This window comes from Polaribacter sp. ALD11 (assembly GCF_002831685.1).
Lineage (GTDB): Bacteria > Bacteroidota > Bacteroidia > Flavobacteriales > Flavobacteriaceae > Polaribacter.
This window is the reverse complement of the sequence record NZ_CP025119.1, coordinates 1,459,164-1,482,068: the sequence shown is the minus strand read 5'-3', so window position 1 is coordinate 1,482,068 and position 22,905 is coordinate 1,459,164. Positions and strand designations below refer to the sequence as shown.

Sequence of the window (22,905 nt, the reverse complement as noted above, 5' to 3'; positions counted from 1 at the left end):
CTCTTTTGGCAACGAAAAACACTACTGAAAGAATCAACTTCGCTACTTCTCAAATGATTAAAGAGTATCCAGACTTTTTGGATATTCAGGTAAAATCTTTTCAAGATTTTTTCCAACTTCAGACTAAGGCAGAAGAAAGAGGTGAAGAAGGTTTATACAAAACCTTCATGGATAACTTTCCAATTACTGATACAAGAAATCAATTTGTATTAGAGTTTTTAGATTACTTTGTAGACCCACCAAGATATTCAATTCAAGAATGTATTGAAAGAGGTTTAACACATAGTGTGCCTTTAAAAGCACGTCTAAAATTATATTGTACAGACCCAGAACACGAAGATTTCGAAACTATTGTTCAAGATGTATATCTTGGTACAATTCCTTATATGACAAACTCAGGTACCTTTGTAATTAATGGTGCAGAGCGTGTTGTAGTTTCTCAATTACACAGGTCTCCTGGTGTATTCTTTGGGCAATCTTTCCATGCAAACGGAACAAAATTATATTCTGCTAGGGTAATTCCTTTTAAAGGTTCTTGGATAGAGTTTGCTACCGATATCAATCAAGTAATGTATGCTTATATTGATAGAAAGAAAAAATTACCAGTAACAACATTATTCAGAGCTATAGGTTTTGAAAGAGATAAAGATATTTTAGAAATTTTTGATCTTGCTGAAGAAGTAAAAGTTTCTAAAGCTGGGTTAAAAAAAGTATTAGGTCGCAAATTGGCTGCTAGAGTTTTAAAAACTTGGCATGAAGATTTCGTAGATGAAGATACTGGAGAAGTTGTATCTATTGAAAGAAATGAAATTATTTTCGATCGTGATACAATTTTAGATAAAGAACATATTGATGAGATAATTGATGCAGGTGCTAAAACCGTTTTACTTCATAAAGAAGATAACGATATGGCAGACTATGCAATTATTCATAATACATTACAAAAGGATCCTACAAATTCTGAAAAAGAAGCTGTAGAACATATTTATAGACAATTACGTAATGCAGAACCGCCAGATGAGGAGACTGCAAGAGGTATTATAGATAAGTTATTCTTTTCAGAACAACGTTATAATTTAGGAGAAGTTGGTCGTTTTAGAATGAACACTAAACTTCAGTTGAATGAACCTATTGATCAGAAAGTATTAACGAAGTTAGATATTATAACTATAATTAAATATCTTATTGAATTAATTAACTCTAAAGCAGAGGTAGATGATATTGATCACTTATCTAACAGACGTGTAAGAACTGTTGGTGAGCAATTAGCAGGTCAATTCGGTGTTGGTTTAGCACGTATGGCTAGAACAATTCGTGAACGTATGAATGTACGTGATAACGAGGTGTTTACACCTATCGATTTGATTAACGCTAAAACATTATCGTCAGTAATTAACTCATTTTTTGGTACCAACCAATTATCTCAGTTTATGGATCAAACGAATCCATTAGCAGAGATTACTCACAAGCGTAGATTATCTGCTCTTGGACCGGGTGGTTTATCAAGAGAAAGAGCAGGTTTCGAAGTTCGTGATGTTCACTATACCCACTATGGTCGTTTGTGTCCAATTGAAACTCCTGAGGGACCAAATATTGGTTTAATTTCATCACTTGCTGTTTTCGCAAAAGTGAATAATTTAGGGTTTATTGAAACTCCTTACAGAAAAGTGGATAATGGTATCGTATCAACAGATGAACCTATTTATTTAAGTGCAGAGGAAGAAGAAGGTATGAAAACTGCCCAATCTAACTTAGAATTGAATGAGGATGGATCTATTGTTTTAGATAAAGTTATTGCTAGAGAAGAAGGTGATTTTCCTGTTGTTACTCGAAATGAAATTAATTTGATGGACGTTGCTCCAAATCAAATTGCTTCTATATCTGCATCTTTAATTCCTTTCTTGGAACATGATGATGCCAATCGAGCATTAATGGGATCTAACATGATGCGTCAAGCAGTTCCATTATTAAGACCAGAGTCTCCAATTGTAGGTACAGGTTTAGAACGCAGAGTTGCAAAAGATTCTCGTATTTTAATCAATGCAGAAGGACCTGGAGAAGTTATTTATGTAGATGCTCGTAAAATTACGATTAAGTATGATAGAACAGACGAGGAGAAACTTGTAAGTTTTGAATCTGATGAAATTTCTTATAACTTAATTAAATTCAGAAAAACCAACCAAGGAACTAATATTAACTTAAAACCGATTGTTGAAAAAGGAGATAGAGTTGAAGAAGGTCAAGTTCTTTGTGAAGGTTATGCAACACAAAAAGGAGAATTAGCTTTAGGAAGAAATATGAAAGTAGCCTTTATGCCTTGGAAAGGGTATAACTTTGAGGATGCAATTGTAATTTCAGAAAAAGTTGTTCGTGAAGATATATTTACATCTATTCACATTGATGAGTACTCTTTAGATGTTAGAGATACAAAATTAGGAACTGAAGAGTTGACTAATGATATTCCTAACGTTTCTGAAGAAGCTACAAAAGATTTAGATGAAAATGGAATGATAAGAATTGGGGCAGAAGTAAATCCTGGTGATATCTTAATTGGTAAAATTACACCAAAAGGAGAATCTGACCCAACTCCAGAAGAAAAATTATTACGAGCTATTTTTGGTGATAAAGCAGGTGATGTAAAAGACGCATCATTAAAAGCTTCTCCATCATTAAGAGGTGTAGTAATTGATAAAAAATTATTTAGAAGAGCTGTTAAAGATAAGAACAAGAGATTAAGAGACAAAGAAGCAGTTGCAACTTTAGAATCTTCTTTTGTATCTAAGTTTGAAGGATTAAAAGATGAATTAATTGAAAAATTATTCACTTTAATCAGTGGAAAAACATCTCAAGGGGTTTTTAATGATTTAGGAGAAGAAGTTTTACCAAAAGGTAAAAAATATACGCTTAAAATGTTAAATTCTGTTGATGATTATGTGCATTTAACAGGTTCTTGGACAACTGATAAAGAGTTAAATGATTTAGTAGGTGAATTAGTTCACAACTATAAAATCAAAGTAAATGATTTACAAGGTTCTTTACGTCGTCAAAAATTTACAATCTCTGTTGGAGATGAATTACCTGCAGGAATTTTAAAACTAGCTAAGGTTTACATTGCTAAGAAGCGTAAATTAAAGGTAGGAGATAAAATGGCGGGACGTCACGGAAATAAAGGTATTGTTGCTCGTATTGTAAGAGCAGAAGACATGCCTTTCTTAGAGGATGGAACACCAGTAGATATCGTGTTAAATCCATTAGGTGTACCGTCTCGTATGAACATTGGTCAAATTTATGAAACTGTTCTTGGTTGGGCAGGTCAAAAATTAGGGACTAAATATGCAACGCCAATTTTTGATGGAGCATCTTTAGATCAGATCAACGAAATTACAGATGAGGCTGGTGTACCAAGATTTGGACATACTTATTTATATGATGGGGGAACAGGAAAACGTTTCGATCAACCAGCAACAGTTGGTATCATTTATATGATTAAGTTAGGACATATGATTGAAGATAAAATGCATGCACGTTCTATTGGACCGTATTCATTAATTACACAACAACCATTAGGAGGTAAAGCTCAGTTTGGTGGTCAGCGTTTTGGAGAGATGGAAGTTTGGGCACTAGAAGCATACGGTGCGTCTAGTATCTTAAGAGAAATCTTAACTGTAAAGTCTGATGATGTTATGGGTAGAGCTAAAACATACGAAAGTATTGTGAAAGGTGAAACTATGCCAGAGCCAGGTTTACCAGAGTCATTTAATGTATTAATGCACGAACTGAAAGGTTTAGGTTTAGACGTTAGATTAGAAGAATAAATTTTTTCAGTAACCAATTTCCAATAACAATTTCGTTATTGGAAATTGAATACTGCCAACTGAATACTTATTAAAAGACATGGCAAGAAAACAAGAGAAATACACTGTAAAAAAGTTTAACAAAATCTCAATTGGTTTATCATCACCAGAAGCTATTTTAGAAATCTCTAAAGGTGAAGTTTTAAAACCAGAAACTATAAATTACCGTACGCACAAACCAGAAAGAGATGGTTTATTTTGTGAGCGTATTTTCGGTCCTGTAAAGGATTATGAATGTGCTTGTGGAAAGTACAAAAGAATACGTTACAAAGGAATTGTTTGTGATAGATGTGGGGTAGAAGTTACAGAAAAGAAAGTACGTAGAGATAGAGTAGGACATATCAATTTGGTAGTTCCTGTAGCTCATATTTGGTACTTTAGATCATTACCTAACAAAATGGGATACCTTTTAGGTTTGCCATCTAAAAAGTTAGACATGATTATTTACTACGAGAGATACGTAGTAATACAACCTGGTATTGCTAAGAATGTTGAAGGAGAACCATTGCAAAAAATGGATTTCTTAACAGAGGAGGAGTACTTAGATATTGTAGATGAATTACCACAAGAGAATCAATATTTAGATGACGAAGACCCAAACAAGTTTATAGCTAAAATGGGTGCTGAATGTTTAATTGATTTATTGGCTAGAATAGATTTAGAGCAATTATCATTTGATTTAAGACATAAAGCGAATACTGAAACTTCTAAACAACGTAAAACAGAAGCATTAAAACGTTTAAATGTTGTTGAAGCATTTAGAGATTCTCAAAAGAATAGAGAGAACAATCCAGAATGGATGATCTTGAAAGCAGTTCCGGTAATTCCACCAGAATTAAGACCACTAGTGCCATTAGATGGAGGTCGTTTTGCTACTTCAGATTTAAATGATTTATACAGAAGAGTAATTATCAGAAACAATCGTTTAAAAAGATTGGTAGAGATAAAAGCTCCTGAAGTTATTTTACGTAATGAAAAACGTATGTTACAGGAATCTGTTGATTCTTTATTAGATAACACACGTAAATCATCTGCAGTAAAAACTGAATCTAATAGACCTTTAAAATCTTTATCAGATTCATTAAAAGGTAAACAAGGACGTTTCCGTCAGAATTTATTAGGAAAGCGTGTTGATTATTCTGCACGTTCTGTAATTGTTGTTGGACCAGAATTAAGACTTTCAGAATGTGGTATCCCTAAAGATATGGCAGCTGAACTTTACAAGCCTTTTGTAATTAGAAAATTAATTGAAAGAGGAATTGTAAAAACAGTTAAATCTGCAAAGAAAATAATAGACAGAAAAGAACCAGTTGTTTGGGATATTTTAGAAAATGTAATTAAAGGTCATCCAGTTTTATTAAACAGGGCTCCTACATTGCACAGACTTGGTATACAGGCTTTTCAACCAAAATTAATTGAAGGAAAAGCAATTCAATTACATCCACTAGCATGTTCAGCATTTAATGCCGATTTCGATGGGGATCAAATGGCGGTTCACTTACCATTAGGGCCAGAAGCTATTTTAGAAGCACAATTATTAATGTTGGCTTCTCATAATATCTTAAATCCTGCAAATGGTGCTCCAGTTACTGTACCTTCTCAGGATATGGTACTTGGTTTATACTATATGACAAAGGAGAGAGTCTCTACTCCAGAAGTTAAAATTAAAGGAGAAGGATTAACTTTTTATTCACCAGAAGAAGTAACGATTGCTTTTAACGAAGAAATGGTAGACTTAAATGCTGGAATTAAAGTAAGAACTTACGATGTTGATGAAAACGGAGAGCAAGTTCGAAAAATTATAAAAACTACTGTTGGTAGAGTTTTATTTAACGAAAAAGTTCCTGCTAAAGCTGGTTACATTAACGAAGTATTAACTAAGAAAAACTTACGTGGAATTATTGGTGGTATTTTAAAAGCTACAGATATTCCAACAACAGGAGATTTCTTAGATGAAATAAAAAACATGGGATATAAATTTGCCTTCCAAGGTGGTTTATCATTCTCATTAGGTGATATTATTATTCCTAAAGAAAAACAAGGAATGATTGATGCTGCTAATAAAGAAGTTGAAGTTATTGTAGGAAACTATAATATGGGGATGTTAACGCAAAAAGAGCGTTATAATCAGGTAATTGATATTTGGGGTAGAACCAATAACGATTTAACTGAATTATCTATGAAGCGTCTGCGTGAAGACCAACAAGGTTTTAACTCGGTATATATGATGCTTGATTCTGGTGCAAGGGGTTCTAAAGAACAAATTCGTCAGTTAACAGGTATGCGTGGATTAATGGCAAAACCTAAAAAATCTACTGCAGGTGGTGGAGAAATTATTGAGAATCCGATTCTTTCTAACTTTAAGGAAGGTTTATCTATTCTTGAATACTTTATCTCTACACACGGTGCACGTAAAGGATTAGCAGATACCGCGTTAAAAACGGCAGATGCTGGTTACTTAACACGTAGATTAGTAGATGTTTCTCAAGATGTTATTATTAATGAAGAAGATTGTGGCACATTAAGAGGTTTAGAAGTTGCTCCATTAAAGAAAAATGATGAGATTGTAGAATCTTTATCAGATAGAATTGAAGGACGTATTTCTTTAAACGATGTATATCATCCATTAACAGAAGAACTAATTTTAGAAGCAAATGAACCAATTACTTTTAAATTAGCGCAAGCTGTTGAAAAGTCTGGTATCGATAGCGTTGAAGTTAGATCTGCATTATCATGTGAATCTACAAAAGGTATTTGTGCAAAATGTTATGGTCAGAGTTTATCGACTCTTAACAAAGTTCAAATTGGTGAGGCAGTTGGTGTAATTGCAGCACAATCTATTGGAGAGCCAGGTACACAGTTAACGTTACGTACATTCCACGTTGGTGGGGTTGCTGGTAACATTTCTCAAGAGAATAAGTTAATTGCTAAGTTTGATGGTAATGTAACTATAGATGATTTAAGAACTGTAGTTGGTAAAGACAATGATGGAAAAGAAATAGATATTATTATTTCTAGAACAGCAGAGATTAAAATTATAGATAAGAAAACGGGTATTACACAGAGTACAAACATTCTTCCTTACGGTTCTATTATTTTTGATAAAGAAAGAAAAACAATCAAAAAAGGAGATGCAATTGTACAGTGGGATCCATTTAACGGTGTAATTGTTTCTGAATTCGAAGGAAAAGTGAAGTTTGACAACTTGCAACAAGGTATTAACTACTCTGTTGAAATTGATGAGCAAACTGGTTTCCAGGAGAAAGTAATGATTGACTCTAAGAACAAGAAAATTATTGCTTCTTTAATTATTGAAGACAAAGACGGTAACGCTTTACGTTCTTACAGTTTACCTGTAGGTGCACACTTAATGATTGATGATGGGCAGATGGTAGAATCTGGACATACGTTAGTTAAAATACCAAGAAAATCTGGTAAAGCAGGAGATATTACTGGAGGTTTACCACGTGTAACAGAATTATTCGAAGCACGTAACCCTTCTAACCCTTCTGTAGTTTCTGAGATTGATGGTGTTGTTTCTTTCGGGAAAATCAAACGTGGAAATAGAGAGATTATCGTTGAGTCTAAAACTGGAGATATTAGTAAGTATCTAGTGAAGCTTTCTAATCAGATTTTAGTTCAAGAGAATGACTTTATTAAAGCAGGTATGCCTTTATCAGACGGAGCAACAACTCCTTCAGATATTTTAAGAATAAAAGGACCTTCTGCAGTACAAGAATACTTAGTAAATGAAATACAAGAAGTATATCGTTTACAGGGTGTGAAAATTAATGACAAGCATTTCGAAGTTGTTGTTCGTCAAATGATGCGTAAAGTTAAAATTATAGATTCTGGAGATACATTATTCTTAGAGAATCAATTAATTCATAAGATTGACTTTATCAAAGACAATGATGCAATTTATGGAATGAAAGTTGTTGAAGAGGCTGGAGATTCTGAGAACTTAAAACCTGGTCAGATTATTTCTGCACGTCAATTAAGAGATGAAAATTCTTTATTAAGAAGAAATGATCAAAACTTAGTGGAGGCAAGAGATGCTAAACCGGCAACGGCTGAACAAGTTTTACAAGGTATTACAAGAGCATCACTTCAAACAAAATCGTTTATTTCTGCAGCTTCTTTCCAAGAAACTACAAAAGTATTAAACGAGGCTGCTGTAAGTGGTAAAATAGATACATTAGAAGGCTTAAAAGAAAATGTAATTGTTGGTAAGAGAATACCAGCAGGAACAGGAATGAGAGCTTATGAAAAAATTCTAGTTGGTCCTAAAGACGAAATAGAAAAGAGTTTCTAAATAACGTTTACTCGTTAAATGTTTAAAATTATAAAAGTTGAATTGTTTATTGTAATTTATTTACACTATTCAGTTCAACTTTTTTATTTTTTGTACCTTTAAAAAGTTTATCAATTATACAATTCAATAAAACAGATTATGGAAGAAAATCAAAATAAAGACGGACAACTAAATATAGAATTAGACCAAGAAATTGCAGAAGGAACATATTCTAACTTGGCAATTATCAATCATTCTGTATCAGAATTTATTGTAGATTTTATTAATATTATGCCTGGTGTACCAAAGGCTAAAGTAAAATCTAGAATTATATTAACACCGCAGCACGCAAAGAGATTAACTAAAGCATTAGCAGATAATGTTCGAAAATTTGAGGAAGCTAATGGTGAAATTAAAGATTATGAACAACCTCCAGTACCAATGAATTTCGGCCCTACAGGGCAAGCATAAAAATTAGTAAAGAGACTGTCTTATAAAGACAGTCTCTTTTTTATAGGAGTCTTTTCTTAGAAGCTTCTTTTCTATCTATATGAAGACTAACTTCCTAATTAGTCCATAGGATTTTAATTATTAAGTTTATTGTAAATATTATTTTAACTAAACGTTAAGACGTCCATTTTGTGTGTGGAAATTATCTTTATGTTTTCGTTTAGGTAACCATTCTTATGTGTTTTATAAATAGTTTTGAGGTCTTAAAACAAACCAATATAACTAATAATGAAACAATTTAATTTTTTAAAATTTTTATTTGTAATGATATGCATATCATTTACAAGTAAAGAATTATCTGCACAGACAGGAAATATAAAAGGTTTAATAATAGATGAAAATGGTATCTCTGTTCCGGGAGCTAATATTGTAATAGAAAACCTTAAAAAAGGAGATATTTCAGACTTCGATGGTAGGTTTACTATTTTATCCGTTTCAGCAAAAAAACATATTATTAAAGTTTCTTATTTAGGATATAATGATATAACAAAAGAAGTTTTAGTTAAAGAAAATGAAACAGTAACAGTAGAATTTGAGTTAAATTCAGAAAGTATACAGCTTGATAATATTGTAATTAAATCATACAGATTAAACGGGCAAGCAAGAGCTTTAAATTCACAAAAAAATAAACAAAATATTACAAATATTGTATCTACAGATCAAATAGGGAAATTTCCTGATGCTAATATAGGTGATGCTGTAAAACGTATTCCCGGAATTACTATGCAAGTAGATCAAGGAGAAGCACGTAATGTAATTATTAGAGGTTTAGCACCGCAATTAAATTCAGTTACCTTAAATGGAAGTCGTATTCCTTCAGCCGAAGGCGATAATAGAAATGTTCAAATGGATTTAATTCCATCTGATATGATTCAATTGATTGAGGTAAACAAAGCGGTAACACCAGATATGGATGCTGATGCTTTAGGTGGTTCTGTAAACTTGGTTACGAAAACATCTCCTAACGGATTTAGAGCTTCTGCTACACTTGGTGGTGGTCTAAACTTTATAACGAACAAAGAAAAGTTAAATGGCTCTTTTTTAGTTGGTGGTAAATCTAAAAATAAAAAATTTGGATGGATGTTCTCTGCTTCCCTAAATAATAACGATTTTGGATCTGATAATGTAGAAGCAGAATGGACCAGTAAAGCTGAAAATACAAATGGAGATGACGTAGAAGTGAAACCCTACATTGCTGAATCTGACGTTAGAACGTATATAGTAGAACGTATTCGTCGTAGTTTTTCTGCAAATTTTGATTATGCTTTAGATGCCAATAATACTATTTATTTTAAAAGTATGTATAACTGGAGAGATGATAGAGAAAATCGTTTCAGATTACGTTACAAAAAAATTAAAGCAGAATTAGATGCTTCAAATAATATTATTGGTTACGAAGGTGAAATAGATAGACAAACAAAAGGAGGGATTGATAATGATAGAAACAAAAATACACGTCTCGAAGACCAACGGATGCAAAATTACAGTTTAGGTGGTAATCATATATTTGGTAACTTAGAAATGGATTGGATGTCTTCTTATGCAAAAGCATCTGAAGAGCGTTTAAATGAGCGCTATATTTCTTATAGAGTAAAAGATGTTGCCTTAAATGAAGCCTTAAATGACTCAGAGTTTCCTTTAATTACAGCAGTTAATGCAAGCGATGTAGCTATTAGTAAGTTTAAACTAAAAGAAATTACAGCAGAGAATAAATACACAGATGAAAAAGATTTTAACACATTTGTAAATTTTAAACTACCGGCTAACTTTTTTGATACGAATAATGGGTTTATAAAATTTGGAATCCGTTCTAAGATAAAAGAAAAAGGAAGAAGTAATAACTTTTATGAATATGAGCCTTTAAATTCAGATTTAGACAAACTATCTGCTGTACCTTTAGTAGATCAAACTGATGCAAATTACTTAGCAGGTAGCAAATATGTTGCAGGACAATTTGCAGATAATAAATTTTTAGGGAGTTTAGATTTAAAAAATGCAACTTTATTTGAGGAAAAAGATGAACCTAGCGAATATCTTAGGAAAAATTATAATGTTAAAGAAGAAGTGTATGCTGGTTACCTTATGGTAAATCAAAAAATATCTGACAAGTTTACCGTACTAGCAGGTGTAAGAGTAGAGGCTACAAGAACAGAAGCAACAGGAAAAAATATTAAAGATGAAGAAGATGTTTTAGGTGATATTACTAAAGAAAAAAAATATATAAATATTTTACCAGGAGTGCATCTAAAATACAATTTAAGTAACGAAACAGTTTTCCGTTTTGCATGGACAAACACGCTGGCAAGACCAAACTATAAAGATATTGTGCCTAGTATAGATGTGGTGAATGACGATGAAGAAATAGTTGTAGGAAATCCAAATTTAAAAGCAACAACCTCTATGAATTTTGATATAATGGCAGAGCATTATTTTGAAAGTATTGGTATTGTTTCTGGAGGAGTATTCCAAAAAAATATTGAAGATTTTATTTATACGTATCAGACAAAAACTACGAATGATATTTATGGATCAAATACGACAGGTTTTGATGTATTTCAACCACAAAACGGAGATGATGCTAGTATTTTGGGAGCTGAAATAAGTTTTCAACGTCAGTTAGATTTTTTACCAGGATTTGCCAAAAACTTCAGCATTATGTTAAATTATACATATTTAACATCAAGTACAAATGGTATTAGAAATGAAGACGGTGAAGAAAGAACCGATTTAGATTTACCAGGTACAACACCAAACATGTTTAATGCATCTTTAGCCTACGCTAGTAAGAAACTAAGCTTACGTTTGTCTGCAAACTATTCAGATTCTTATATTGATGAAATTGGAGGAAGTGCTTTTCAAGATAGATATTATGGCGAGCAGTTTTTAGTAGATTTTAATGGATCTTACAGAATAGGAAATGGGTTTAGTACTTATTTTTCTGTGAATAATATTACAGATCAACCATTGCGTTATTTTCAGGGTGTTAAAGCGAGAACAATGCAAATGGAGTATTATGGAAGAAGTGTAACTATAGGATTGAAATATGATTTATTTAAAAAATAAGATGAGTATGAATTTATACCTAAAATATAGTTTTATTGTTGGTCTTTTAAGTGTCTTTTCTTGTACTAAAGGAAGTAAGCTGCCAGCAATTTTACCAGATGTAATTACAGAAAAAGCTTTAAATGATACTGATGATCCTGCCATTTGGGTTCATCCAACAGATCCATCAAAAAGTATTGTTTTTGGTACTGATAAAAAAACCAATGGTGCCATTTATGCATACAATTTAGAAGGTGAAATTATAGAGGAGAAAACCATTAGAAATATTAAAAGACCCAATAACGTAGATGTAGCTTATGGTTTTCATATTAATGATTCTACAAAGGTTGATCTTTTAGTATTTACGGAAAGAGAAACACAACAAATAAGAATTTTTTCTATTCCAGAGATGAAAGCATTGGATGAAGGAGGTTTTATTGTTTTTGAAGATGAGGAAAATATTGAAAACAGACTTCCTATGGGAATAGCTACCTATAAATCACCTATTGATAGTAGCTTTTATGCAATAGTAGGAAGAAAATCAGGGCCAACTAAAGGATATTTATATCAGTATAAACTAAGTTTAGAAGATGCTCAAATAAAGACGACTTTGGTACGTAAGTTTGGTGAATTTAGTGGTAAGAAAGAAATTGAAGCTATTGCTATTGATGCAGAAATGGGCTTTGTTTACTATTCAGATGAAGGGCATTGCATTCGTAAATATTATGCAGAACCTTCAAAAGGAAATCAGGAGATCGCTTGTTTTGGTGGTGCATATTTTGAAAGAGATATTGAAGGAATAGCCATCGCTAAACAGGAAAATGAAACAGGATATATTATTGTTTCAGATCAACAAAAAGGGCAATTTAATTTGTTTGACAGAAAAACAAATGAGTTTGTGAAAGCAGTAAATTTAACGACATTAGAAACAGATGGTTGTGACGTTGTGACCACGCCTTTAAATAAAACATTTAAAAGTGGTTTGTTTGTTGCAATGAATAACGATAGGAATTTTTATTTTTATGATTTAGAGAAGTTATTAAAATAAAAGGTATGGCATTTAGCATAAAAAAAAGCGAAACTTAAAAGTTTCGCTTTTTTTTATTAAATTTTTCTAGTTCTATTAAGTAACCAAAAATCGGCTAGTACCAAAGCAGTCATCGCTTCTACAATTGGTACAGCTCTTGGTACAACACAAGGGTCATGTCTTCCTTTTCCTGTGATTTCTGTAATTTTATTTTCAGAATTAATGGTTTGTTGAGAACTCATTATTGTTGCAACAGGTTTAAAGGCAACTCTAAAGTAAATATCCATTCCGTTACTAATTCCTCCTTGAATTCCTCCGGAAAGATTAGACTGCGTAGAGCCATCAGCATTAAAAATATCATTATGCTCAGAACCTTTCATTTTAGCACCACAAAATCCGCTACCAAATTCAAAACCTTTTACAGCATTAATAGAAAGCATCGCTTTACCTAATTCTGCATGTAATTTATTAAAAATAGGCTCACCTAAACCAACAGGTACATTTTTTGCAACACAAGTAATAGTACCACCAATAGTATCTCCGGCTTTTCTAATTTCTTGTATTCTATTTATCATTTTTTCTGCGGAAGCTTCATCAGGACAACGAACAATGTTACTTTCAGTTTTAGAAAAATCTAAATCTTGATAAGGTTTATCTATAAAAATTTCACCAACAGAAGAAGTAAAAGCATTAATATTTATAGACGAAATTAACTGTTTAGCTAAAGCACCAGCTACAACCCAATTTGCTGTTTCACGAGCAGAACTTCTTCCACCACCTCTAAAATCTCTAAAACCGTATTTTTGATCATAGGTAAAATCTGCATGAGATGGTCTATACACATTGGTATTATGATTATAGTCTTTAGATTTCTGATTGGTATTCCTAATTATAAAACCAATTGAAGTTCCTGTTGTTTTTCCTTCAAAAATACCTGACAGAAACTCTACTGTATCCGGTTCTTTACGTTGTGTAACAATTTTTGATTGCCCAGGCTTGCGTCTGTTTAATTCATTTTGAATCGCTTCAAAATCAATTTCTAAACCAGCAGGAAAACCATCTATAACACCACCAATAGCAGTTCCATGAGATTCACCATAGGTTGTAACTCTTAATAAATTTCCAAAAGAATTAAATGACATCGTTTCTTATATTAAAATAAGCAACAAATATACTAAAGTCAGTAAAAGGAAATTCTAATTTTTACATTTATAATGATTTCTATAAATTTTTATATTGTAATAAGTATTGATAACTAGTAAGATAGAATCAATAATTTATTATTTTCAAAAAAGATAAAAAATAATAGTCTTTTTATTTTTTAGAATTAAAAAAGCTTTCTATATTTGCAGCCGCATTCAGGGTATACCTGATGAGACACACTGGAGAAATGGCAGAGCGGTCGAATGCGGTAGTCTTGAAAACTATTGACTGTAACAGGTCCGGGGGTTCGAATCCCTCTTTCTCCGCAAAACCCTTGTTAATCTAACGATTTTCAAGGGTTTATTTTTTATTTGAAAATTGAGTTGAAAATTACGACTCAAAAAACCTGCTTCAATTCATTTCATACTACTTTTAGTAATATTTTTTGTTAATTTTAAGGTAGTATAATAGGCGGTTCTATTTAATGTAAGAATAAAAACTTCGGATAATCTTGTTTTATTTAAGGTTGTACTCAAGCGGTAATAAGCGCTTTCGCTGCCTCTATTATTAATTTTTTCTATGACTTCTAACTTATTACTAAAGAATACGTAAAAAATGTATAATATTGAGTAAGTTGCCTCTATTTTTAAAATCACCCGAAAAAACAGTTTAGAATGGACATTGTTATTATTGAAGATGAAGATTTAGCAGCTGAATCGTTAGAAAAATTATTGAGAAAAAGTGATTATCCAATACATATAAAAAAACGACTAGAAAGTGTAGCGCAGTCTATAGAGTGGTTTAAAGAGAATAGTTGCGATTTAATTCTAAGTGATATTCATTTAGGTGATGGAGAGAGTTTTGAAATATTCGAAGACTTAAAAGTTAATATTCCTATAATTTTTACAACAGCATTTGACCAATATGCAATACAGTCCTTTCAGTTTTTTGCTATCGATTATTTATTAAAACCTTATGATAAAAATAAATTAAATAAGGCTCTTCAAAAATACACAAATTACACAGCAACTCCAGTTAATGATTATAGTGATTTAGAAAATTTATTATCTCATTTAAAGAGTTCTGGTGATAGTAAAGTAGAACAAGAGCGGTTTTTAGTTTCTAGAGGAGAAAAATTAATTTCTATAAGAGCTAGTGAGATTGCGTATTTTATGGCAGAAAATAAGTCGCTTTTTTTATTTACCACCAAAGGGGATAGTTATTTGTATGACGATACTATATTGAATTTAGATTTAAAATTATCAAAAAAAGATTTTTTTAAAATAAATAGAAAATTCATTGTAAGGCATAGTGCCATAAAAACAATTGTAAAATACAGTCAGAATAGATTAAAGATAGCATTAGAACCATCTTCTAAAGTCAACGACTTTATTTTAATTAGTTCTAAAAATGTTCGTAATTTTAAAGAATGGTTAAATAATTAATATGCAGTCATCCAAATTTTGGACTCGATTAAGAAAACATAAACAGTACTTATATATAAGTATGCTATTGATAGCTGCTTTTTTTATAGGTAATTCTTTAATTACTCCTAAAATCACATCAGTTACAGAAGATTTGATACAAGACCTTATTCAAGGAAATTTAAAGGCTAAAGAAAATATTGTAGCGTATGAGTTTAATCAATTGAATAACTCCTTCAAAAATTCACAAAAAATCCTTCAAAATTCAGAAAATAATTCTTTTAAATTTTTAAAGGAAAAACTACTCTTTACAGCAGATTTAGCTACAGAAGACCAAAGTATTCATCATAGTTTTGTGTCTATAATTCCATCTAATAATATTGAGGAAATATATTTTTTTAATAAAAAAGATTCTTTGTACCGTAGAGATATTAAAACGTTTATGAAAGAGATTTCTTTTGTAAAAGACGAGGTTTTAATAGATACTATTATTACAAGCAATCGAAAGGTAATTAATCGAAAGGTTTATGCGAAAAAACTACCAAATAACACAACTGTTTATACAGGTTATGATGTTGATTTAATAGCATTTTGGAGTTACTTTTCTGAAGCCTATAAAGGTGGTGGTGGCTATACGGTAGTTGCGAATAAAGAAGGTATTTGCATGTTACATCCTGACACAAAACATATAGGGAAAAAAATAACAACATATTTTAGTACAATTACTCTCGAACAGATTTTGAAAAGTTCCCTTAAAGTTAACGGATATTATGTGCCTGATAAGGTGAACTCTTTAAAAGATAAAGCAACGTCAGAGTTTTTAGGATTAGAAGTCTTACGTTATTTCGATACTATTAAAATAGGAAATACACCTTTAATTGTTATTGTAAATTTCCCTTTAGATATCCACTTGAAAGAAACAACAAAGAATGTACAACGGTATTTTTCATGGATTAGTTTTTTAGCTTTTGCTATATTTACCTTACTCTTGTTGGCTTCTAGAATGCAGTTGAAAAAAGAATACGTAGAAAACTTAAAAGTTGTTGAAGAAAAGGAACACCTAAAAAACAGCAACGAAAAGTATCAAAAGGAAAATGCTATTCTTCAATTAAATCAATTAAAGAAAAAAATTAATCCACATTTTTTATTTAATAGCCTAAATTCATTACATGTCTTAATAGATTTAAACCCAGATTTGTCACAGCAATTTGTATTGAAGCTTGCAGATGTTTATAGATATCTTTTAAACAATAGAGAAGGGAATTTAATTTCCGTAAAAAAAGAAATTACCTTTTTAGAACAGTATGTTTTTTTACAAGAAATTAGATTTAACAAAAGCCTAAATGTAACAATAGTTAATAATTGTGATGATACAATTTTAATTAAAAAAATTCCATTTTTATCTTTAGAGACATTGGTTGAAAATGCAATTAAGCATAACGAAATAACTAAAAAGAATCCTTTAGTTATTGAAATTTCTATCAATAAAGATTCTATTATAGTTAAAAATAATTTTACACCTAGAAAGAATAAATCTAAAGATAGCCATCATATAGGACTGAATTATTTAGGAAATACATACCAATATTATCAAATATCGACCTTTAAAACAGCAGTTATAGGTGGGGAATTTGTATGTGTATTGCCATACATCACCTGAAAATGATATTTCACTCCTTTTTTTAGTGAGTTCCCTCTATTTTGTTTTTTTGAATTATAAATTTCATGCAAATTTGATGTTTTAATAATATCATTTATGAAAAATTCATCATTGAAAGATAATTTATTTTCTCAATTCTTAATCGTTCTTGTTTTTATGATTACCAGTTTTTCTGGTTTTTCTCAAGGGAAAAAAGAAACATCAAAAAAAGAAAATAAGGTAGAAAAAGATTCTATAAAACCTAAAGACGATAAAAAACTTACGTATCAGAAGTTTTTAAAAGAAGGAAATGTTAAAAAAGGATTATTCAACGTATATTCTCTAAAGGAAGATTATTATTTTGAAGTTCCAGATTCATTATTATCCAGAGATTTATTAATTGTTAATAAAGTGTCTAGTGTTCCTTACGCCTTAAATGGTCATGGTTTGAATAAAGGGATGACATTTGAAACAAAGCTTATTCGGTTTTATAAAGACACTATCTTAAATAAAGTTTGGGTTAAAACAGTGAACCCAAGAGTTCAATCTCCAGAAAACGATGCCATTACATTATCTGTAAAAGATAATTTTGGGGAATCTATTATTGAAGAATTTAAAATTGAAACAAAAAATACAGATTCTACGTCGGTATTTATAAAAGTGAATAAAATATTTAACGGTAAAGAGCAGAGCTTTAGTGACCTATTAAACAATATCGGTTTAGGCGGAAGTGTAAAAGCAAATTTATCTATTTTAGAATCTATTAAATCTTTTCCTAAAAACGTTGTTGTTAAATCTTTGTTAACCACTTCTGTTAGAGAGGGGGCAGGACCTGCTTTACCTTTAACTATTGGTGTTACCACAAACATTGTTTTATTACCAACAGATGTAATGAAACCTCGTTTTTCAGACAAACGTATCGGGTACTTTACAAAACCGATGGATTATTTTTCGGATGCACAACAAGAAGTGGAATCTAGAGAAATGATTACAAGGTGGAGATTAGAACCCAAAGAAGAAGATATAGAAAAATACAAACAAGGACAATTGGTAGAACCCAAAGAACAAATAGTTTATTATTTAGATCCTGCTACTCCTAAACAATGGCGTTCTTATATAGAACAAGGTGTTTATGATTGGAATGTGGCTTTCGAAGCTGCGGGGTTTAAAAATGCATTAATAGTTAAGTTTCCTTCTGAAGAAGATAAGAATTTCGATGCAGATGATGTTCGATATTCTGTGATTACCTATGCTGCATCAGAAAAGCAAAATGCGATGGGACCTTCTATTGTAGATCCTAGAAGTGGACAAATATTGGAGTCTGATATTATTTGGTGGCATAATTTAATGAAAGGTTTACATTCTTGGATTCGTGTACAAACAGGACCAATCGACGTGAATGCAAGAGCCAATACCTTTTCTAACCAACATATGGGAGAAGCGATTCGTTTTGTTTCTTCACATGAAGTAGGTCATACTTTTGGTTTAAAACATAACATGGGCGCATCATTTAGTTACCCTGTAGATTCTTTAAGATCTCAAACGTTTACATCAGAAATGGGAGGAACAGCACCTTCTATTATGGATTATGCACGTTTTAATTACGTAGCGCAACCAGAAGATGCTATTACAGACATTACTCCCAAAATAGGTGTGTATGATAAATATGCAATTGATTGGGGGTATAGATGGCTAGAGAATACATCTGCTCGTGAAGAGATTCTAGTATTAAATGAATGGATTCGTAAACACGAAAATGATCCGTTATATTTTTATGGAGCGCAACAAGGTACTGTGATAGATCCAAGATCACAAAGTGAAGATTTGGGAGACAATGCTGTAAAAGCTAGTAATTACGGACTTAAAAACTTAAAAAGAATACTTCCTAATATTTTAGATTGGACAAAGGAAGAGGGGCAGGATTATTACAAAGCATCAAAATTATACAAAGCAGTCATCGATCAATGGGGAACTTATAATGGTCATGTGATGGCAAATATTGGTGGGGTTTATGTGAACAACACCGTTTATGGTGATGGAAAAAATACTTTTGAACCTGTGCCAGTAAAAATGCAAAAAGAAGCATTAGATTATATCATACAGAATGCTGTTTTGCCACAAAAATGGTTATTTATGCCAGAAATTATTAATAAAGTTTTTGCTGTTAGAGATGCTCCAGATGGTGAACGTTATTATTCACCAGTTTCTATGTTGCGTATTCATCAAACGAACGCTATTTATGCTTTGGTAAAAACAGATAGATTGATGAGAATTACAGAGAATAAAGTATTGGTAAAAGATGGAAACGATACTTTTTCAGAAGAATATTTATTCGATAGGTTGTTTGATGCGATCTTTAAAAAGACTAAAAAAGGAAAGTCTTTAGATATGTTCGATCGTATTACCCAAAAAAACTATGTAGATGTACTAACGGTAGATAGAAATAAGTTGTTAGAGAAGACAAAGGCGAAATCTATTTCAGAAGACGCTAATAATTTTAAGAATATACATTTTTCATACTTACCAAGAGTTGCAGATATAGGAACGAATAAAAGAGCTGCATTAGAAAAAATATTAGTGCTTTTAAAGAGAAAAGAAAATAGAGGAGATAGGGCTACCGAAGTACATTATAGTGACTTAATAGCTAGAATTGAATATAACTTGAAAAACTAAATCATGAGAAAATTAATATACCTGTTAATTTTTATTCCGAGTTTACTTATTGCACAGCAAGAAAAAGTAATAGAAGGAATAGTAATTGATGCTGAATTGCAAATGCCAATAGTAGGGGCATCGGTTTATGTGTCATCAGCAATTATAGGAAACGAAACCAATACAGAAGGAATTCTCCAAGGAGCAATGTTAGGAACTACCACCAATTTCGATGGAAATTTTTCGTTAAAAATAGGGGCAGACATTAAATTTATTCTAGTTTCTTATATGGGATATGAAACTGAAAAAATTGATGTTTCTAAAGTGACTGGTACTATATCAGTAGCTTTAAGAGAAAGTTCAGAAAGCTTAGGAGAGATTATTATAACTGGGTATCAAAAAATTGAAAAACGTAAAATGACCTCTGCCTATGCGAAGATAGAAATGGAGGATATTAATCAGGCAGGAGTTGCTAGTGTAGATCAAATGTTAGTTGGTCAATTATCGGGTGTCGTTATTCAACCAACAAGTGGTGCTCCAGGTGCACCTTCAAAAATTTCGATAAGAGGAGCTGCAACTTTAAATGGTTCTTCAGACCCTTTATGGGTATTAGATGGTATTCCGTTAGACGGAAATGATATTCCTCAAGATTTTAGAGACAAAGACAATATAGATAACTTACAATCGTATCCTATAGCAGGTTTAAATCCTGATGATATCGAAAGCATCACTGTTTTAAAAGATGCCTCTGCAACTTCAATTTATGGAGCAAGAGCAGCAAATGGAGTGATTGTTATCACTAGTAAAAATGGTAAAAAGGGTGCAATGCGTATCAATGTAAACGCGAATGTATTTGTAACTCAAAAACCAGATTTTAGTAAGTTAAATTTAATGAATTCTTCTCAAAAAGTAGATTTCGAATTACTTTTGGCAAGTAGATCAGATTTAAAATATCAACAAGATAGAGGAGGAGTTGCTAGAATTTTAAATAATTATGGCGAGTATAACAATTTTAGAGATAATGGTTTTGCTAGTTTGTCTAGTGCAGCACAAAACGAAATCAATAATTTAAAAAACACCAATACCAATTGGGGAGACGAGCTGTATCAAATGGCAGTAAACCAACAATACGGTGTAAGTATTTCTGGAGGATCAGAGAATAATGATTACTATTTTTCTACAGGAATTTTTGATGAAACAGGAGCTACTAAAGGTACAGGTCAGAAACGATTTAATATTACGTTAAAAGATAATTTTAATGTAAACGATAAATTAAAATTAGGTGTGGCGTTATTTGGTAGTCAAACGATAACATCATCTTATATTACTGGTGCAGATGCGTATACAAATCCGTCTAACTATTCAAGAAATGCCAATCCATATTTAAAAGTAAAAGATGCAAATGGTAATTATGTATATGATCCAGATTTGGTAGAAAGAGAGGATTTAAATCTAAATTACAATGTTTTAGAAGAAAGAGAAAACACCAATTATGAGTTAGTATCAAGTTCATTAAAAGCCATTTTTGATGCAGGTTATAAATTAAATGGAGACATTCATTTTAATACGCAATTAGGGTTACAATTAGATTTTGATAAGACAGAAAAATATAGTGGAGAAGAAAGTTACTATACCCGTAAATACGAACAAAGATCTCAATATGCATCATCTACAGGTACTTCGTATTATATGCCTAAAGGCGGAATTATTCAGAATTGGAATTCAGATGTTTTTCAATACAACTGGAAAACGACAGCGAATTACAACACTTCATTTAACGATGTGCATGAATTAGATGTTATGTTGGGTACAGAATTTAGAAGAAATAAGAGAACCCAAATTCATGCCAAAGGTTTTGGTTATAATAGCAATACTTTAACTTCTATCGCTATTACAGATGAACGTTCATTAACAAATTCATTGTTTGATCCTTATCAAAAAACATATAGTGAAAATGCGTATGCTTCTTTTTTCGGAACAGCTTCTTACACGTATGATAAAAAATATACAGCTTTTACAAGTTTAAGATATGATGGCTCTAACTTATTTGGAGTGAATCCTAAATATAGATACTTACCTATTTGGTCTTTTGCAGGTTCTTGGAATGTATATAAAGAAGACTTTATGTATAATTTAGACTTTGTAAGCGATTTAAAACTAAGAGCATCATACGGAGTACAAGGAAATATAGACAAAACAACATCACCTTTTGTAGTTGGAGAATATTATACCTCTTCTATTTTACCAGGTGTTAGTGAAGAAACAATTAGAGCTTTAAATGCGCCTAATGCAGACTTAAGATGGGAAAAAACAGTATCATCAAACATTGGTTTAGACATAGGGTTGTTAAATAATAAAATCTATATATCCGGAGATTATTATGCAAGAAAAAGTACCGATTTAATTGGTTTAAGATCTGTGCCTTTAGAAAGTGGTTATAATTTTATTAATACCAATTGGGCAACTGTAAGTAATAAAGGATTTGAACTTTCTATTAATACTACAAATATCGATACACCCAATTTTAAATGGACAAGTGGATTCAATATTTCTCATAATAAAAGTATTGTTGATAATATTGAAATTAGAGAAGAAGATTTTAAACCTTCTTTAAAAGGATATAGTGTAAATGCCATTTTTGCAATTAAAACTGCTGGATTAGATAGCAACGGATTGCCATTGTTTTGGAAAGAAGGTAAAAAAGTTTCTGCTGTAGATTTTTATAATTTAGAAGAAGGCACAAATGGAAACCAATTAACAAGAGAAGAACATAGAAACTTATATTCTTATGTGGGCGATGGAACTCCGAAATTTAGCGGAGGTTTTAGAAATAGTTTTAAATACAAACAGTTCGATTTACGTGTGTTAACTAATTTTAATATTAAACAAACCGTAAAAGGAGCACCAAGTTACAACCTTGCTTTGGCACAACCAGGAAATAATTACAATACAGATATTTTAAAAGCAGGTACAGGTAGTTATCCAGCTTTAATTGGCTTAACATCACCTGGTTTCGATACCGATTTAGTGTACACTTGGTTTAACTCTTCAGATGATGGGAAAACGTATAACGACTTAGATATTTGGGTGAAAGATATTTCTTACATCCGTGTAAGCAGTGTAAAACTTAGTTATGCCATTCCTAAAAGCAAATTAGAAAAGTTAAATATATCTAGTTTAAACTTTAATATAGAAGGACGTAATTTATTTGTTTTCGGAACTGATTATGACGGTTTTTTCGATCCGGAAACGTATGGTAGTCTATACGCACAACCAATTCCTAAAATAATTTCAGTCGGATTTAATCTTTCTTTCTAAAA

The 22,905-nt window shown here is 31.4% G+C and carries 10 protein-coding genes and 1 tRNA gene; 10 read left to right on the top strand and 1 reads right to left on the bottom strand.

Annotated features, from left to right (window positions below):
- The first annotated feature begins 5 nt into the window (after positions 1–5).
- The 5 genes from rpoB to CW731_RS06515 all read left to right on the top strand — a co-directional run bounded on the left by rpoB (position 6) and on the right by CW731_RS06515 (position 12,748).
- Entirely contained in the window at positions 6–3,815 is a 3,810-nt protein-coding gene (gene rpoB / locus CW731_RS06535) for a DNA-directed RNA polymerase subunit beta (protein ID WP_100945963.1), read from the top strand.
- 79 nt (positions 3,816–3,894) lie between these two features.
- A complete protein-coding gene (rpoC, locus tag CW731_RS06530; RefSeq protein WP_100945962.1) occupies positions 3,895–8,169 on the top strand; it encodes a DNA-directed RNA polymerase subunit beta' in 4,275 nt (1,424 codons plus the stop codon).
- Between the two features lie 138 nt (positions 8,170–8,307).
- Positions 8,308–8,619: a DUF3467 domain-containing protein gene (locus CW731_RS06525; protein ID WP_100945961.1), complete on the top strand. Its 312-nt coding sequence runs from the start codon at positions 8,308–8,310 to the stop codon at positions 8,617–8,619.
- A 303-nt stretch (positions 8,620–8,922) separates the two neighbouring features.
- On the top strand, positions 8,923–11,721 hold the full coding sequence (locus CW731_RS06520) for a TonB-dependent receptor (protein ID WP_232734740.1): 2,799 nt from the start codon (positions 8,923–8,925) through the stop codon (positions 11,719–11,721).
- A 7-nt stretch (positions 11,722–11,728) separates the two neighbouring features.
- A complete protein-coding gene (locus CW731_RS06515; RefSeq protein ID WP_232734739.1) occupies positions 11,729–12,748 on the top strand; it encodes a phytase in 1,020 nt (339 codons plus the stop codon).
- A gap of 56 nt (positions 12,749–12,804) precedes the next feature.
- On the opposite strand, the gene aroC is transcribed toward CW731_RS06515, so the two are convergent.
- Positions 12,805–13,869, bottom strand: a complete 1,065-nt coding sequence (aroC, locus tag CW731_RS06510; protein WP_100945958.1) for a chorismate synthase — start codon at positions 13,867–13,869, stop codon at positions 12,805–12,807.
- 242 nt (positions 13,870–14,111) lie between these two features.
- On the opposite strand from aroC, the gene CW731_RS06505 reads away from it, so the two are divergent.
- The 5 genes from CW731_RS06505 to CW731_RS06485 all read left to right on the top strand — a co-directional run bounded on the left by CW731_RS06505 (position 14,112) and on the right by CW731_RS06485 (position 22,903).
- Positions 14,112–14,196: transfer RNA gene (locus tag CW731_RS06505), tRNA-Ser, on the top strand.
- Positions 14,197–14,544: 348 nt separating this feature from the next.
- Entirely contained in the window at positions 14,545–15,315 is a 771-nt protein-coding gene (locus tag CW731_RS06500; RefSeq protein ID WP_100945957.1) for a LytTR family DNA-binding domain-containing protein, read from the top strand.
- 61 nt (positions 15,316–15,376) lie between these two features.
- Positions 15,377–16,954 (top strand): sensor histidine kinase, encoded by a 1,578-nt coding sequence (locus tag CW731_RS06495; protein WP_157812200.1) that lies wholly within the window; start codon positions 15,377–15,379, stop codon positions 16,952–16,954.
- Between the two features lie 96 nt (positions 16,955–17,050).
- Entirely contained in the window at positions 17,051–19,606 is a 2,556-nt protein-coding gene (locus CW731_RS06490; RefSeq protein ID WP_100945955.1) for a zinc-dependent metalloprotease, read from the top strand.
- A gap of 3 nt (positions 19,607–19,609) precedes the next feature.
- Positions 19,610–22,903: a SusC/RagA family TonB-linked outer membrane protein gene (locus CW731_RS06485; RefSeq protein WP_100945954.1), complete on the top strand. Its 3,294-nt coding sequence runs from the start codon at positions 19,610–19,612 to the stop codon at positions 22,901–22,903.
- Positions 22,904–22,905: the final 2 nt, after the last annotated feature.

Coding starts and splice junctions, on each gene's coding strand:
- CW731_RS06495 (WP_157812200.1), top strand. CDS start 15,377: ATGCTATTGATAGCTGCTTTTTTTATAGGTAATTCTTTAATTACTCCT.
- CW731_RS06485 (WP_100945954.1), top strand. CDS start 19,610: ATGAGAAAATTAATATACCTGTTAATTTTTATTCCGAGTTTACTTATT.
- CW731_RS06520 (WP_232734740.1), top strand. CDS start 8,923: ATGATATGCATATCATTTACAAGTAAAGAATTATCTGCACAGACAGGA.
- rpoC (WP_100945962.1), top strand. CDS start 3,895: ATGGCAAGAAAACAAGAGAAATACACTGTAAAAAAGTTTAACAAAATC.
- CW731_RS06490 (WP_100945955.1), top strand. CDS start 17,051: ATGAAAAATTCATCATTGAAAGATAATTTATTTTCTCAATTCTTAATC.
- CW731_RS06515 (WP_232734739.1), top strand. CDS start 11,729: ATGAATTTATACCTAAAATATAGTTTTATTGTTGGTCTTTTAAGTGTC.
- aroC (WP_100945958.1), bottom strand. CDS start 13,869: ATGTCATTTAATTCTTTTGGAAATTTATTAAGAGTTACAACCTATGGT.
- CW731_RS06525 (WP_100945961.1), top strand. CDS start 8,308: ATGGAAGAAAATCAAAATAAAGACGGACAACTAAATATAGAATTAGAC.
- CW731_RS06500 (WP_100945957.1), top strand. CDS start 14,545: ATGGACATTGTTATTATTGAAGATGAAGATTTAGCAGCTGAATCGTTA.